The organism is Paracoccus endophyticus (assembly GCF_003286075.1).
In the GTDB taxonomy this organism is placed as follows: Bacteria; Pseudomonadota; Alphaproteobacteria; order Rhodobacterales; family Rhodobacteraceae; genus Paracoccus; species Paracoccus endophyticus.
The window spans coordinates 489,299-504,857 of sequence record NZ_QLUV01000001.1 but is presented as its reverse complement, the minus strand read 5'-3'; the positions used below and the strand labels follow the sequence as shown (position 1 = coordinate 504,857).

General features: G+C 75.1%; 11 protein-coding genes. All 11 read right to left on the bottom strand.

Annotation, left to right across the window (positions count from 1 at the left end):
• Positions 1–17: 17 nt before the first annotated feature.
• Complete coding sequence (gene trxA / locus DPQ23_RS02410; RefSeq protein ID WP_112873046.1) at positions 18–338, bottom strand: thioredoxin; 321 nt, start codon at positions 336–338, stop codon at positions 18–20.
• A 50-nt stretch (positions 339–388) separates the two neighbouring features.
• Positions 389–4,003, bottom strand: coding sequence for a double-strand break repair helicase AddA (addA, locus tag DPQ23_RS02405; RefSeq protein ID WP_112873045.1), 3,615 nt, complete (start codon positions 4,001–4,003; stop codon positions 389–391).
• Positions 4,000–6,984: a double-strand break repair protein AddB gene (gene addB / locus DPQ23_RS02400; RefSeq protein ID WP_112873044.1), complete on the bottom strand. Its 2,985-nt coding sequence runs from the start codon at positions 6,982–6,984 to the stop codon at positions 4,000–4,002. The genes addA and addB overlap by 4 nt, the downstream gene beginning before the upstream one ends.
• On the bottom strand, positions 6,977–7,672 hold the full coding sequence (locus DPQ23_RS02395) for a nucleotidyltransferase family protein (protein WP_112873043.1): 696 nt from the start codon (positions 7,670–7,672) through the stop codon (positions 6,977–6,979). The genes addB and DPQ23_RS02395 overlap by 8 nt, the downstream gene beginning before the upstream one ends.
• Entirely contained in the window at positions 7,648–9,093 is a 1,446-nt protein-coding gene (tsaE, locus tag DPQ23_RS02390; protein ID WP_112873042.1) for a tRNA (adenosine(37)-N6)-threonylcarbamoyltransferase complex ATPase subunit type 1 TsaE, read from the bottom strand. Before tsaE ends, DPQ23_RS02395 begins: the two co-directional genes overlap by 25 nt.
• 452 nt (positions 9,094–9,545) lie before the next feature.
• A complete protein-coding gene (gene speB / locus DPQ23_RS02385; RefSeq protein WP_112873041.1) occupies positions 9,546–10,553 on the bottom strand; it encodes an agmatinase in 1,008 nt (335 codons plus the stop codon).
• 302 nt (positions 10,554–10,855) lie between these two features.
• A complete protein-coding gene (locus DPQ23_RS02380) occupies positions 10,856–12,028 on the bottom strand; it encodes an extracellular catalytic domain type 1 short-chain-length polyhydroxyalkanoate depolymerase (protein ID WP_240602327.1) in 1,173 nt (390 codons plus the stop codon).
• Between the two features lies 1 nt (position 12,029).
• Positions 12,030–12,419 (bottom strand): hypothetical protein, encoded by a 390-nt coding sequence (locus tag DPQ23_RS02375; protein WP_240602325.1) that lies wholly within the window; start codon positions 12,417–12,419, stop codon positions 12,030–12,032.
• 94 nt (positions 12,420–12,513) lie between these two features.
• Positions 12,514–14,241 (bottom strand): hypothetical protein, encoded by a 1,728-nt coding sequence (locus DPQ23_RS02370; protein ID WP_112873040.1) that lies wholly within the window; start codon positions 14,239–14,241, stop codon positions 12,514–12,516.
• Entirely contained in the window at positions 14,238–14,477 is a 240-nt protein-coding gene (locus tag DPQ23_RS02365; RefSeq protein ID WP_112873039.1) for a hypothetical protein, read from the bottom strand. The genes DPQ23_RS02370 and DPQ23_RS02365 overlap by 4 nt, the downstream gene beginning before the upstream one ends.
• The gene (locus DPQ23_RS02360) at positions 14,468–15,559 is read right to left on the bottom strand and encodes a phosphatase PAP2 family protein (protein ID WP_112873038.1); all 1,092 of its coding nucleotides are present in this window, start codon (positions 15,557–15,559) and stop codon (positions 14,468–14,470) included. The genes DPQ23_RS02365 and DPQ23_RS02360 overlap by 10 nt, the downstream gene beginning before the upstream one ends.

Sequence of the window (15,559 nt, the reverse complement as noted above, 5' to 3'; positions counted from 1 at the left end):
CACGGCGCGCGGCCGTGTCAGATCGATTCGTCGATCCAGCTTTTCAGCGAGGCCTTGGGCGCCGCCCCCATGCGGTTCGACACGACCTGCCCGTCCTTGAACAGGAACAGTGCGGGAATGCCGCGCACGCCCAGGGTGGCAGGCGCGTCGGGGTTTTCGTCCACGTTGACCTTCACGATCTTCACCCGGCCGGCGTATTCGGCCGACAACTCCTCCAGCGCGGGGCCGATCTGACGGCACGGGCCGCACCATTCGGCCCAGAAATCGACGACGACCGGCACGTCGGACTGGCGCACGATGCTGTCGAAATCGGCGTCGGTGGCTTTCATGGTGGACATGGCATGCTCCTGGAATACGGGCCGCGCGGGGCGGCGGGGTTGGATCACAGCTATGAAGCGCGATCCCCCGGGTCAAGGCCGGGCGACGGGGCCGCGCCGCCCAGCCCGGCCAGCGCCTCGGCCCAGGCCGTGTCCAGGGCTGCGTCGGGCAGGGCCATCAGGCTGCGGCTGCGCGTCCACAGGATCGCCGTCTCGACCGGGCGGCCCGGCCAGATCGCGCGCAGCGCGTGCCGATAGGCGGCCATCTGGCGCAGGATGCCGGCGGGCACCCCGTCCGGCGTGTCGGGGACGATCTCGTTGGACTTGTAGTCGATGGCCGTCACCCGGTCGGCCGTCACGATCAGCCGGTCGATGCTGCCCGACAGGACCCGGCCGCCGGGCAGGGGCGCGGTCAGCGCCGCCTCGCGCAGGACGGTCGCGCCGGGCGGGTCCCAGGCGTGGGCCAGCGGCTCGGCGTCGATCACGGCCTCGGCCTCGGCCAGCAGACCGGCCAGCTCGGCCCGGCCGGGCAGCCCGCCCTCGGCGCCCGCCAGCGCGGCCCGGGTCAGCGCGGGCCATTCGGCGCGTTCGCGGCCGGGCAGGTGTTCCAGCAGCAGGTGCAGGCGGGTGCCCGCCAGCATCGCGGCCTGCCGGTCGCCGTCGCCGCCCGCCTCGGCCGCGCCTGCTGGCGCCAGCGCCTTGGCCCCGCCCAGCGCGGTTGCGGCGACCGGCGCGGGCGGGTGGTCCATGCGGGGCGCGATCCGCAGCGCCCAGCCGGGCAGGGCGGGGGCATCGCCCGGCGCCCTGTCGCCGGCCTTTGCGTCCAGGGGCCAGTCCCCGAAGGCCAGCCGCCGGCCCTGTCCCCAGGCCGTCGGCAGGGGCGTTTCCGACAGGCCATGTGCGCCGTCGAACCCTGCCGCGACCATCGCGTGCCAACTGTCCAGCCCGGTCCCGGTCTCGCCGGCCGCGGCCACGACCAGCCAGCTTTCGGCGCGGGTCATGGCGACATACAGCAGGCGGCGGCGCTCCTCCTCGGCGCGGCGGCGGTCGCGCTCGGCCCAGGCGGCGACGCGGTCGGGGCGTTCGGCGGCGCTGCCGCGCCAGTGCGCGGGGGTGCCGGCCTCGGGCAGGATGGTGCGCGGCGGGGTCGGCTCTCGCTTGCGGGCGGCGCAGTCGGGCAGGATGACGATCGGGCTTTCCAGCCCCTTGGCGCCATGCGCGGTCATCACCCGCACCAGCCCGCCGCCGCCCGGTCCCGGCTGGCGGCGCACCTCGATGTCGCCGGTGGCCAGCCACACCAGGAATCCGGTCAGCGACGGCACTTCGGCCGTCTCATAGGTCAGCGCCTGTCCCAGCAGCTCGTCGATGCCGTCCTGCGCCTCGGGGCCAAGCCGCGCGATCAGCCGCGCGCGCCCGTCGTGGCGGATCAGCAGGCGCGAGATCAGGTCGTGCGGGCGCAGGAAGTCGGCCCGCCGCATCAGATCCTCGAGGATCTCCATCGCCTCGGCGTGCAGCGAGTGGCGCAGCGCCTCGATCAGCAGGCCCTTGCGCGGCGCGGCCAGCCGGTAAAGATCGTCCTCGGACAGGCCGAACAGGGGCGAGCGCAGGGCCGCCGCCAGCGACAGGTCATCCTCGGGCGTGGCCAGCACCGACAGCAGGGCGCGGATGTCGGCCACCGCCAGCTCGCCCGCCAGCTTCAGCCGGTCGGCCCCCGCCACGGGCAGGCCCTGCTGCTTCAGCGCCAGGATGATGTCGTGAAACAGCGCGGACCGGCGCTGCACCAGGATCAGCACGTCGCCGGGCCGGATCGGGCGCGCGCCCCCCTCGCGCGGCTGAAAGGGCTGGCCCACCATCTCGCGCACGGCGCGGGCGACGGCGCGGGCCAGCACCTGGCCTGCCGCGTTCGGCGCGGGTCGGTCCACCGGGTCGAACCACCGGCCGTCGGCGGGCTGTTCGGGGTCGGGGACCGGGGGCCACAGATCGACGCGCCCCGGCATCGCGGCGCGGTGCGCGATATGGCGCGGCACCTCGCCCAGCCCCTCGGCGGCCGGGCCGCGAAAGGTGGCGTCGGTCAACGACAGGATGGCCGGGGACGAGCGAAAGGAATGGCGCAGCGCCGCGTCCTGCATCGGGCTGCCCGCTGCCGCGAAGGCGTCCGAGAATCCCTGGTGCCGGTCGCGGAAGACCGCGATGTCGGCCCCCTGGAAGGAATAGATCGACTGCTTGGGATCGCCCACCACGAACAGCGTGCGGGGCCGGTCGGTGGCGCCCTCGCCTGCGGTGAATTCGGCCGTCAGCCGCTCGATCACCTGCCACTGGCGCGGCGAGGTGTCCTGCGCCTCGTCCACAAGGATGTGGTCGATGCCGCCGTCCAGCCGGAACAGCACCCACTGCGCCATGCTGGCCCGGCCCAGCAGGTCGGCGGTGCGGTCGATCAGGTCGTCGAAGTCCAGCCAGCCCCGCGCCCGCTTGGCGGCGGCATAGCGGGTGCAGAAGGCATGGCCAAAGCGTTGCAGCGCCAGCGTGCGCTGCGCGTGGTCCAGCATGATCCGCAGGGGGCGGGCGGCCTCCACCCGGCTCATCAGCGCGTCGATCTGCCCCATCAGCGCGGCGCAACTGCCGCCCTGCAGGGCCCTGGTCGGCCAGTTGCCGATCTTGGCCTGGCCCGCCTTCGGGCCCGAGGCGGTGATGAAGACCGACTCCAGCCGCCGCAGCTCGTCCAGGCCCGGCGCGTCCCACCGGCCGCCGTCCAGCTTGCCCGCGTCGCGTTCCATGGTGCCGCCCGCGGCGCGCAGCAAGGGGATCAGCGCCGCGATCAGATGCGCCTCGCCGTGCGGGAAACAGTCGGCCAGCAGCCGCGCGGCATCCAGGCCCGCGGGCAGGCCGCAGCTGTCCCAGACCCTGGCGGGGCAGGGCGGCGCGTCAAAGTCGCGCAGGCCCGCCAGGAAGCGGTCCAGATCGTGATCCGATTGCAGGGCCAGCAGGTCGGCCATCTCGGGCGCGGACTCGCGCGCCATCTGCTCGATGATGTCGGCGCGCAGCCCGGCCGCGCTGCGGTCGTCCAGTTCGGCAAAACCGTGCGGCACCCCCGCTTCCAGCGGAAAGCGCCGCAGGATCGCCCCGCAAAAGCTGTGGATCGTCTGGACCTTCAGCCCGCCCGGCGTCTCGATCGCCTGCGCGAACAGCCGCCGCGCCGCCGCCAGGTCGGCGCCCGGCGGCACGCCCATGCGGTCGAGACGCCCGGTCAGGGCCGCGTCGTCCAACATCGCCCATTGCCCCAGCCGGGACAGAAGCCGGTTCTGCATCTCGGTCGCGGCGGCCTTGGTGTAGGTCAGGCACAGCACCCGTTCGGGCCGCGTGCCCCCCAGCAGCAGCCGGGCCACCCGGTCGGTCAGCACGCTGGTCTTGCCGGACCCCGCGTTCGCCGTCAGCCAGGTGCTGCATGCGGGATCGGCGGCCCGGTGCTGCGCCAGCGTCGCGGCATCGAGGTCGCCGGCAAGGGTCGGATCGGTCCCCGCGTCCGCGGCAGGGTGCCCGGTGCGTGCGCCGTTGTGCCATGCGTGCGCGCCGCCGTGGTCTGCGCGCGCGGCAGCGTGGCCTGCGGGCGCAATCTCCTGCCCTGCACGCGCACCGTCATCCCCGGCGTGCGCCGGATCGTCGCCTGCGCCCGTCACCCGGTCGTTCATCGTCCCACCTCGATGCGTTGCGCGGCCTCGGTCGCCGACCACTCGCCGCGCCGCGACAGGTGGTCATAGTCGGATGGATCGCTGTCCTTCTCCATCGCCAGCCGCGCCGTAAAGCCGTGGGTGCCGTCCAGGTACCCGGCCAGCAGCCGCGCCAGCCCTGCGCGCGTATCGTCGCGCATCGCCTCGCTCCAGCCGATGCACGAGGTCTTCCCCTCGCCCCCCAGCTGGATATAGCGCAGGTCGGCCACGGCCATGGGCGGGCCGAAGACCCCGGCCTCGACCATCAGCGCCTCCAGCGGCAGCTGCTTGTCGAACCGCTCGACCTTGGGGCTCGAGGGCGGCGGGCCGGACTTGTAGTCATAGACGACCGCCCGCCCGTCCTGCAGCCGGTCGATGCGGTCGGGTTTCGCCGTCAGGGTAAAGCGCAGGCCGGGCAGCGGCCAGTCGCGGCGCTGCTCGACGACCAGGGGGGCGCCGGTCTGCAGCCGCTCGCGTTCGTCGGCGGCCAGGCGATCCGCGATCCCCGCCAGCCGCGCGTGCCAGAACAGCCGGGTCGAGGGCCAGGGCACCTCGGCCGCCAGCACCGCGTCCGCCGCCTCCATCAACCGCTCGCGCAGGGCCTGGGGGCTGTCCAGCGCCGTGGGCGGCGGGGTCAGAAACCGCTGGATGATCGCGTGCAGCACCGTGCCGCGGCCGGCGGGATCGGGGACGGGCCGCAGCGGGTCCAGCGGGGACAGCCGCAGGACATGGCGGGCATAGACCGCATAGGGGTCGCGGATCAGCGTGCGGATGCCCGTCACCGACAGGCGGTCCAGCGCCGGCGCGGGCGGCACCGGCGCGGGCCGCGGCGCGCGCGGGGTCTCGGCCGCGGGTTTCGCGATTGTCGCGGCCAGCGCCAGCCAGTGGCGCCCGCGGTCGCGCATCGCCTCCAGCACCTGCGGCCCGCCCTGCGCGGGCAGTCCCGACATCAGGTTGACCAGCCGGTTCAGCCAGCGCGAGGGGATCGTCTCGGCGTCGTCGCTGCGCCGGGCGCGGGTCAGCACGATCTCATCGGCGCCCAGGCCGATCTGAAGGTCGTGCGCGGCCAGCCCGATGCGGCGTTCCGGCAGGGTCAGGCCCGCCTGCCGGCGCATGGGGCGCGACAGCCAGGGGTCCGGGTCCAGGGCCTGCGGCCAGCCGCCCTCGTTCAGGCCGCCCAGGATCACAAGGCCCGTGGCCTCGGTGCGCACCTCGCGCGGGCCGCGGATGCGGACCAGCGGGTGCGCGGCGACATCCTCGCGGATCGCGTGGGCCTGCAACTGCTCGTGCAGCAGCTGCGCGAACTCGGCCGCGGTCAGGGGCGGACCCGCAGCGGCATGGGCGGCCAGGTGGTCCAGCACGGCGCGGACCTTTTCGCCCGGTTTCTCGGCGTAAAGCCCGGATGTCTCGGCCCTGCCATCCGGCCCCGCCGCCCAGGCCTCGGCCAGCGCGCGCAGGTCGGCCAGCCGCAGGGCCAGCGGGCGCGGCGCGGCCCCTGCCGCGCCCCACCCCGGCCCGCCGACGGACCCGTCCGCCGCGCCCTTCCCCGTGCCGTCCTGCGCCCCGGTCCGGGCGCGGCTGTCGTCCAGCGTGGCGGCGGCCCAGTCCACCCAGGGGCCGCGCACCGGGGCTTTGGCCGCGTCGCCGCCTGCCCAGTCGCGCAGCGCCGCGCCGTCCGGGAACACGGGACCATGCGTGCGCAGGTGCAGTTCCAGTTCGCGCGTGATCAGCAGGTGCTGGCGGCGGACCTTCTCGCCCGCGCCGGTGGCCGTCAGGGGATGCTTCAGCAGCACCAGCAGGCTGTCCATGCCCAGCGGCTGGCCCCACAGCGCCGCGATGTGGCGCAGAAACAGCCCCGCCGCCGTCAGCGGCAGCGGCACGCCCGCGCTGTCGTCGGGGATGATGCGCCAGCGATCCAGCGCGGCCGTCACCCGGCGCGTCAGGGTGCGGTCGGCGGCGATCAGGGTGACGGGTTGCCCGCGGTCCACGGCATCGCGGATCAGGGCGGCGACGGCGCCGGCCTCGTCGGCGGGCTGGTCGGCCTCGATCAGCGTCATGCGGGGGGCAAGCGGCCTCAGGTCGCCCAGCGTGGGACCTTCCGCGACCCAGCTGTCGGTGACGGGGGCGGGGCGCAGCGCCAGGCTGACCAGGCGGTTGCGCGCGGGATCGGGGGCGGTCGCGTCGGTCCACGGGCGCGGCGGACCCAGGGCGGCGATCAGCGGTGCGAAACGGGCCTGCGGGTGATCCTCGTCCCCCGAGGCCAGCCGGTCCCACACATCGGCCGGCGTGTCGGCGTCGAAGCCCGGCAGGATCACCGCCCCCTGCGGCAGCGCCGCCACGGCCTGCATGAACAGCCGCGTCGCCCCGTGCGACCCGCTGGACCCCGCGACGATCACCGGCCCGTCTGGCAGGTTGCGCCCGGCCGCCCAATCGGCCGCAAGCCGTTCGGCGGTGGCGCGCTGGCGCGCCTCGCGGTCGATGGGCGGGCCGGACAGGTGGAACGCGGCGGCAATCCGCAGGAAGGCCAGGGCGCGCTGCCAATGCGCCGCGTGGTCGGCGGCCTCGACGCGGTCCAGCGCGGCGGCGTCCAGCCCCTCGGACTGCATCTCGGCCATCAGCGCGGCCAGTGACTCGGTCAGCGCCGGCACCGACTGGCCGCTGTCGGCCCCCAGCCCCGCATCGACCAGCCGCGCCAGATCCAGCCGCCGCGCCAAGGCGGGTGCCAGTGGCGCATCCGCTGCCCCCAGGTCCCCAAGCAGCCGCATCCGCGGCAAAAGCAGCGCGCCGTGCCGGTCGAACGCGGCGCGCACCGCGGCCAGCGTCCGGCCCGAGTTGGCGTGGATGGTGACGCGGGCCATCTCCTCGGGGGGGCGGCCGGCCATGCGCGCGATCAGCCCGGCGACCGTCTCGGCCGCGAAATCGACCCCCGGCGGCAGCGTGAACAGACCGCGCATCTCAGCCATCCAGCATCCTTTCCGCCAGGGCGATGCACTCGGGGCGGCCCACGTCGCACCAGCCGCCGGGATGGATCACGCCAAAGGCGCGACCCTCCGCTATCAGCAGGTCCCACAGCGCGTTCAGCGAAAAGACCTCGGCCGCGATCTCGGCCAGCCGGCCGGGGCGGACGATCTGCGCGCCGGTATAGACCAGCGGCCCGCCGCGCGTGATCCGGCCGTCGGGCGCGCACGAGACGTCGCCGCCGCCGACGCGGCCCTGCGCGCGGTCGACCGGCACCAGCATCAGCAGCGCGTCCATCCGCGCCCCGTCCCAGGCGGCGCGCAGGGCGGCGACAGGGTTCGGCCCGGTCCACACGACATCGGGATTCAGGGTCAGGACCGCCGTCCCGTCCGACCCCGCCCCCAGCAGCGGCAGCGCCCGGCGCAGCCCACCGCCGGTGTCCAGCAGCAGATCGCGCTCGTCCGAGAGGACGACGTCCGATCCCGCCAGATGCGCGGCGATCCGGTCGCCCAGGTGATGGGTGTTGACCACGATCCGCCGCGCGCCGCCGTCCCGGGCCAGCGCCAGCGCGCGGTCCAGCAGCGTGACCCCGCCCACGGGGATCAGGGGCTTGGGCGTCGTGTCGGTCAGCGGCGCCATGCGGGTGCCGCGGCCGGCGGCAAACAGCATCAGGGCGTCGGGCGGGTTCCGCATCGGGCGGCGATCCTTTCGATGAGGGCGGGCGTGGGCGCGGGCACGCCCGCCAGCGCCAGGGCCAGCGGCGCCAGCGCCGGGTGCGCCGCGTTGCGCACGATCGCGGCCCAGACCCGCGGCATGAACGCCAGATAGCGCGGCTTGCCGTCGCGCAGGCACAGCCGGGTAAAGATGCCCATGATCCGCAGTCCGCGCTGCGCCCCCAGCAGCGCATAGGCGGCGGCAAAGCGGTCCGGGTCGTGTCCGGTTGCGGCCAGGTATCGCGCCAGGGCCGCGGCCTCGACCCCCGCATCCACGTCGCGGCGCGCGTCCTGCAGGGCCGAGGCGAGGTCATAGGCCGGATGCGTCGCCACCGCGTCCTGGAAATCCAGCAGGCCGGGAGGGTCGTCGCCCCGCCAGACCACGTTCTCGGCGTGAAAGTCGCGCAGCGACAGCGCGGGCGGGGTCTGGGCGCACAGCTGCGCGTAAAGCGCCAGGATCACCGCCCCCACGCCCACGCCCGCCCCCGGGGCGCCCGCCGCGGGGCAATACCATGCCGCAAACAGCTCGACCTGCTCTGCCAGCGCCGGGCCGTCCAGCGCCGGCACGAACGCGGGCGGCGAGTGGCGGTGCAGATCCGCGATCAGGTCGGCCAGCCGCGCATAGACGGCCGGCGCGGCCGCGGGGTCGGCGTCCAGCACGCGGGCGACCAGATCGTCGCCCAGATCCTGCATCAGCAGCAGGCCCGCGTCCGGGTCCTGGGCCAGCACCGCGGGGGCGTGAAAGCCGCGGTCGCGCAGCCAGCCGGTCATCGCCAGGTAAGGCCCGCAGGACCCCGGCGGCGCGTCCATCAGCACCGCCGTGCCGCCATCCTCGGCGGTCAGGCGGAAATACCGCCGGGCCGAGGCGTCCCCGGCCAGCGGGGCGACCCGCGCGCCGGCCCAGCCGGCACGGTGCAGGAACCCGGCGATCAGAACCAGCCGCGGGATCGCGGCCCAGCGGCCAGGATCGCCCGACAGGGTGATGCGGCGCCGGTGGGGACCGGCGGGGTCCAGCGCCACCGTCAGCGCGCCCGCGGGCGGCGCCCCCATCCGGTCGGGCCATTCGATCAGCGTGATCGCGCTGCCCAGGGCCTCGTCGAGGCCCAGTTCCACCAGCTCGGACGCGTCCCCCAGCCGGTAAAGATCGGCGTGCCAGATCTCGGTCCCGTCGGCCTCGTAGGTCTGGACAAGCGTGAAGGTCGGGCTGGGCACGTCCTCGGCCGCGTCGCCCTGGCGCGCGCGGATCAGGGCGCGCGCGAAATGCGACTTGCCCGCCCCGACCGGACCGTCCAGCAGCAGGCAGTCGCCCGGCCCCAGCACGGCGGCCAGCACGCGCGCCAGCCCTGCGGTGGCGTCCTCGTCGGCGTCGGGCAGGGTGGCAAGGCGCGGCGAAGGGATCATCGCTGACGAACCTAGCGGCCCGAGGGGGCGGGGGGAAGAGCGGGCGCGGGGAAAGAGCAGGGCGGCCGGTGGTCTGCAGGGCGTCGGGTGGCGCACGGGTTGGCCGCAAAGGCAGACACGGGCTGCGGCCCGTCACAAGGACAGGGTCGCGCGCCCCGGGCGGCGGCGGGACCCTGCCGTGCCGCGGCTTTGCCGGCGCCAGTTCGGGCACCCTGCGACGCGTCGTCCGCCCCGTGCAGAGTCCCGACCGCACCGCGGGCTGGGCGAATCACATCCCGCACGGCTGAACGGTCCGGCGTCCACGCGAACGAAGGCTGCGCGCCGAACGGTCCCACCCTGGATCGCGCCGCGCCGCCTGCCGTCCTGGGACGGGCCGCCTTGCCCACAGGGACAGCATCCCCAGCGGCCGCGACGCGCCCCGGACCGCGCCCTGCGCGCCACACGGCGGCGCGCTAGATCGCCGCGCCCTGGGCCGGGCCGTGCGGGGCGGGCGGGCGTCCCGCAGCGGGCCGTCGGGCCAGCACGCACAGCATTTCGAACAGGATCGACGCGCCGAGGAACGCGGTCCCGCCCGACGGGTCGAACGGGGGCGAGACCTCGACCAGGTCGCAGCCGACCAGGTTCAGGCCGTCCAGCGCGCGGACGACCTCCAGCGCCTGCCAGCTGGTCGGGCCGCCGACCTCGGGCGTGCCGGTGCCCGGCGCATAGGCCGGATCGACGAAGTCGATGTCATAGCTGAGATAGGTGGCCCCCGTGCCCGCGATCTCGCGCGCCTCGGCCATCACGTCGTCCAGCCCGCGGGCATGGAACTCCTCGATCGGGATCACCCGGATGCCGGCGGCGCGGGCGAAATCGCGGTCTTCGCGGTCATAGGTCGTGCCGCGGATGCCGATCTGGACCACGCGCACGGGGTCCAGCAGCCCCTCCTCGACCGCGCGGCGAAAGGGCGTGCCGTGGGTGTACAGCGTGCCGCCGAAATAGCTGTGGAACAGGTCGGTGTGGCTGTCGAAATGCACCATGCCCAGCGGCCCGCCCGCCGCCAGCGCCCGCAAGATCGGCAGCGAGCACAGGTGATCGCCGCCCGCGGTGACGGGTGTGATGCCGGCCGCCACGACGCGCGCATAGAACGCGGTGACGCGGGCCATCGTGTCCATCAGGTCGGCGGGGTTGGGGGGCACGTCGCCCAGATCGGCGCAGGCCATCGCCTCGAACGGGCGCACGCCGGTCGCGCCGTTTTCCGCCCGCATCATGGTCGAGGCGTCGCGCAGCTGCCGCGGTCCATGGCGCGGTCCGGGGCGGTTGGTCGTCCCCCCGTCCCAGGGCAGGCCGATCAGCCCCACCCGCACCTGGCGGATGCGCGGATCGTCCAGTCCGACATGGGGCAGCCGCATGAAGGTGGGGATGCCCGCATAGCGCGGCAGGTCGAACCCGGACACCGGGAAAAAGAACGGATCGGTCATCGCGCGCCCTCCTTGCCCGGCAAGACTGGGGCAGGGCGCAGGGATTGTCACGCGCCCCGAGGGGCAGGGCGCGCGCGTCAGTGGGGGCGATGCGTGCGTTCGTTGACGCTGACCGACAGCGTGATCGCAATGGCGCTGACGATCATCCAGGTTTCAATCATGATCTTGCGCATTTCATCGTCCCTTCAGCCCGTGCTGCGGCGCAGCGTGCTGCAACCTTACGATGTAGACGTGCAGAATAAAACTCCAAAACGGCGAGAGGGTGCACCTGTTGCCAGGATGTCGCGCCCAGCCGCGCGGGGTCAGCGGGCGAGGAAGAACCGCACCATCTCGGCCGAGGCATCCGGGCCGGTCGCGTCGGTGTAGCTGCCGCGCGCGCTTCCGCCCGACCAGGCGTGGCCCAGCCCCTCGATTCGCCAGTCCTCGGCCCGGGGCGCATGGGCCGGGCCCACGGTCGTGCGCTGCCAGGGGCGGCCGGTGTGGCCGCTGTCGCGCCGTGCCGGGGCGCCGTCACGCCGGGCGGCCGCCAGCAGCCTGTCGGCGTTGACCGCGCTGACCGTGGCATCGGCGGTGCCGTGGAACTGGATCACCCGGGTCGCCGGCGGCGATACGCTGGCCGGGCCGTCGCGCATGGCGGCAAACGCGCCCATCACGTCGCTGGCCGCGCCCGCGGGCAGGCCCGAGTGGACCCCGACGGCGGCAAACACCTGCGGCGCCACCTGCCCCAGGATCGCCGCCATCGCGCCGCCCGCGGACAGGCCGGCGGCAAAGACGCGGTCGGCGGGCACGGTGAATTCGGCCGCGACCTGCCGGGCCAGCGCGGTCAGCATCGCAGCCTCGCCCGCGTCGGCCCGCTGGTCGCCGGGGCGGAACCAGTTCCAGCAGGCCTGCGGGTTCTGGGCGCGGGTCTGGTGGGGATAGACCACGATCAGCCCGTGCCGTTCGGCCTGGGCGTTCATGGCCGTGCCTGCGGCGAAATCGGCCCCGTCCTGCGTGCAGCCGTGCAGCATCAGGACCAGCCCCTGCGGACCCTCCGTCAGCGCCGCCGGCACGTAGAGGTGATAGGCGCGACTGCCGTGGGCCGAGGCGAAGTCGCGCCGCTCCCACCGGGCGCCGGGGGCGATGTCGGGCAGGATCTCTGGCCGGGGGGTGGCCGGCCCGGGACGCAGGGCGCGCAGGTCCAGCCCCTTCCGGCCCTTGGCCAGCGCGCCGATCACGTCGCGCAGGCGGCGGCGTGGGGTTGCCGGGGCGTCTGCCGCTGCGGCGCGCGGGGCACGCGGGGCACGCGGGGGGGCGGCCTCCGTGATCACCTCGGCATTCTCGACCCCGGGCAGCAACCCGGCCGCGGGCACCGTTGCGGCAGACGGCCGCCCGTTCAGCGCGTCCTGGATGGTGCGGGTTGCCGCGGCGGGGTCGCCGGCGCGTGTCTGGTCCAGCGCCCGGCGCATGGCCGTCGCGAAATCCCGGGTCAGCATGTCAAGATCCTTTCGGCTGTGGCGTCAGCGGATGCGGTCCTTTGGGGCCGCCTTGACCCCGGCAGGCGCCTGCAGCGCGCCGGGGAGGGTGATCGGTCCGATCGTGGCGCGGGCCAGCCCCGCGACCTTCGGATGCAGGGTGTGGCCCCCGCCCTTCCGGCTTGACGCGGGTGACATCGCGCCGACCCCTGTCCGGCGCGCGGCGTTCCACCAAGCGCGCCACGGCATCCGAGTCGGCGGCCGAGTGGTTGGGAAGGGCGGTGCGGACAGAATCGCTCTGTCTGGCATAGAACCCGCCCTGCACCAGCGGGCCGTTCCGCCGAAGAGTCACGTGACCCGGGTCGATCGTGATCTTCTTGTCGTCAGGGGGCGTGCGTGTCTGTCGTGCCATTATATCACCATCTGTCTGGATGGTATATGGATGTTCAGTCACAGATGGCAAGACGCCATGGGACGATTTTGCTGCAATGCAGCATGGCGTGGCGCTAGCCGGTCAGCCCGGTTCGCCAAGGCAGCCCTTTAGGCGGGCCCAGGTCCGGCGTGGCGCCGTCGCGCCGGTCCCCCACCGCATCCTGAATTGCGGCCCGGTCCGGCAGCGTGTGCCCCGCGGCCAGCGCTGCCGCCAGCCAGCGCGTCAGCTGCGGTGCCGACAGGCTGGTGCCGCTGAGCCGGGTGCGCGCCGCGCCGCGGATGCCGGGCACCACCATGCCCCATTGCGCGGCGCTGCGGTCGGCGGGTGCGGTCACGTCGCCGGGCCGGCCATCGTCCAGCAACCCGCTGTACGGGGCCAGGCCACCCCGCGGCACCGCGACCGAGGCGCCCACGCGGATCTGGCGCAGCCCGCCGGCATAGCTGTTCGACGTGCCGTTGCGCCGGATCAGCCCGTCCGGCGGCGCGGGGTCGGCCCCCGGCCAGCGCCCGCTGGCGTCGCGCCGGGGGCTGGCGGGATCGACCAGCCGCGACTGCCGCCCGCGGACGCGGAACCCGGCGACGGCGTCGTCGCGCTGGACGGCGACCTCGACCGGCTGCGGGCTGCCGGGCAGCAGCGTCAGCGACCAGTGGCCCGCAGGCGCCCAGGCGGTGCCGGGCACGGAGGGCAGCGTGGGCGGCACGATGATCGTCAGGCAGGGCCGCACCCAGCCCGGCGCAACCGCGCGGTCCTGCAGCACGGTGCGCGCCAGGACATGGCCGGCGGGATCGGTCAGGTGGCCCATGCCCGGCGCCGCCCCGGTGTCCCCTGCGCGGCCGTCCGGCAGCGCGATCCGAACCCGGACCGGGGTGCCCGGCGCCTGCTGGGCAGGCCCCCACAGCTCGATGGCCGAGGGGGTGGCGTCCTGGGGGGGCAGGTGCCAGCCGATCGACTGCCCGGGGGTCAGCACCGCCCGGCCGCGCGCCTGACGACCGTTGCCGGTGGGCAGCACAAAATGGACCGCGCCCAGGTCGCCGCCGGGTGCGGCGGCGATGGCATCCTGCAACTGCGCGATCAGCGAGCTGCCGTCGCGCGCCCCGGCGGCCAGGCCCATCGACAGGTTGACCACCAGCGGCGGGCGCACCCCGGGCCGGGCCGCGCGCAGGCTGCGCGCCAGCCCGCGGGCGCGGGCGACGACATAGACCACCGCCGCCTGCAGAAACAGCGGCGAGAAACTGCCCGAGGTGTCGGCGACGCTGAAATCGGGCAGCGACACCGCGATCACCGGATGCGCGCGTCCGGCCGGGTCGGCGGGATCGAACCCCGCGGCCAGCGCCGCCACCGCCGCGCCGTGGCTGACGGCGCGCGACAGGTCGGCGCCCGCGCCGCGGCCGGGATCGACCAGGCCGCAGGCGCGATACGCCGCCTCGTCGTCGCGGACCGGCCCGGTGCCATCCCCGGTCCCGTCCAGGCCGCGCAGCGCGTCGATCATCGTGCCGCGCAGTTCCTGCCCGAAGGGGATGTCGGGCCGGCGGTCGCGGGCAGGGGCGTCCTGCAGCCAGACCGCGGCGACCCGGCTGTGGCCGCGGCCGGTGGTCAGCAGCCGGTGGGCAAAGGGGATCGCGTGGTCGATCACGGCCACGATGGCGCAGGCGGCCGGATCGTCCGGCATCGCCTGCGGCGACAGGTAACGCTGGTCGGTTGCGGGCGGCGCGTCGCCCGCCACCAGCGAATCGGGCGGGGCCAGCGCGGGCAGGCGCTCGACGACCTCGTCGAACAGCGCAAGGCTCTGGCGCGCGATCATGGGCCGAAGGCCGCGTCGATCAGCGCCCGCAGCGCCGCGCGGCGCTGGTCGGCCGGGTCCGGCGCGCCCACCCTGGCCCGGCGCGGCTGCCACAGCCGCGGCAGGTCCGGCCCATCCACGAGCGGCGGCGCGCCCGGCACCGGCGGCGGATGCAGCAGATAGTCGGTCAACGGCGTGCCGTCGTGACCCACGCGGGCGCTGTCGGCGGGCGGGGCGGGGGTCCAGGTCAGCTCCATCGCTGGCCCCAGTCGCGCGCCGCGGCCGCCCACAGCGCCGACATCAGGGGCGCGGCCTCGACCGCCACCGTGCCGGTCCGGCGCAGGGCGCGGCCCTGGCTCATCGCCTCGACCAGCCGGGGCAGGTGGAAGTCGCGCGACCCGCCGGGCGCGCCCTCGCCCCATGCGGCGCTGTCCAGCGCCAGCGCGGGGCAGTCGGGGCGCATCCCGCCGCGGGCCGCCAGCCAGCGGCCCAGCGTGACGCCCAGCACCGCGCCCGCGGCGCTGTCCGCCGGGTAATGCACCCCCGCCACCGTCCGGTTGACGGCGATCCGCGCGGCCATGCGGTAAAGCTGGCTGTCCTCGCGCAGCGTACCCGCCTCGGCCCGCCCCTCGCCGGTCAGCAGGTCCAGCACGGTCGCCAGCGCAAAGGCCTGCGCCGCATGGCCGCTGGGAAAGGCGCCGTGCGCCGGGCAGGCGATCATCGGCTGCACCTCGGGGCTGAGCAGATGCGGGCGCGGCAGGGCAAACCCCAGCTTCAGCCGCTGGACCATGGCGGTGGCAAGGTCGGCCGCCACCCCGGCCAGCACGGCCACCGCCGGCGTCCAGCACGGCCCCAGCGGCAGGATGGTCTGAAAGAACGGCATCAGCCCCACGCATTGCACACCGATCTCGGCCAGGCGCTCGGCCCGCAGGTCGGCGTATCCTGCGACCAGCTGCGCCTCGGCCGCCAGATCGGCGTCGGTCGGGCGGCGCAGCACAAGCAGGTCGGCGGCGGTCCCGTCCGCGGCCCGCGCGCCCAGGGTCTGGCGGTCCCGCGCGGCATCAGTGGCGGGCGTCAGCACCAGCGCCTCGGCGGCCTCGGACAGCAGGGCGGCCACGGCGAAGCCGGGCTCGATCCGGCGCAGGCGGTCGGCCAGCGGCAGGGCGGGCGCGGCGGGTGCGACCGGCGCCAGGGCCGCGCCCGTCACGATCCCGTCGCGCGCCTGGATCAGCGCCAGCGCCAGTTCGGCCGGCGAAATCCCGGCCGCGGCGGCATGGGCGTTGTGTGCATTATGGGCATTGTGGGCGTTATGGGCGTTGTGCGCATTGTCCAGCGACAT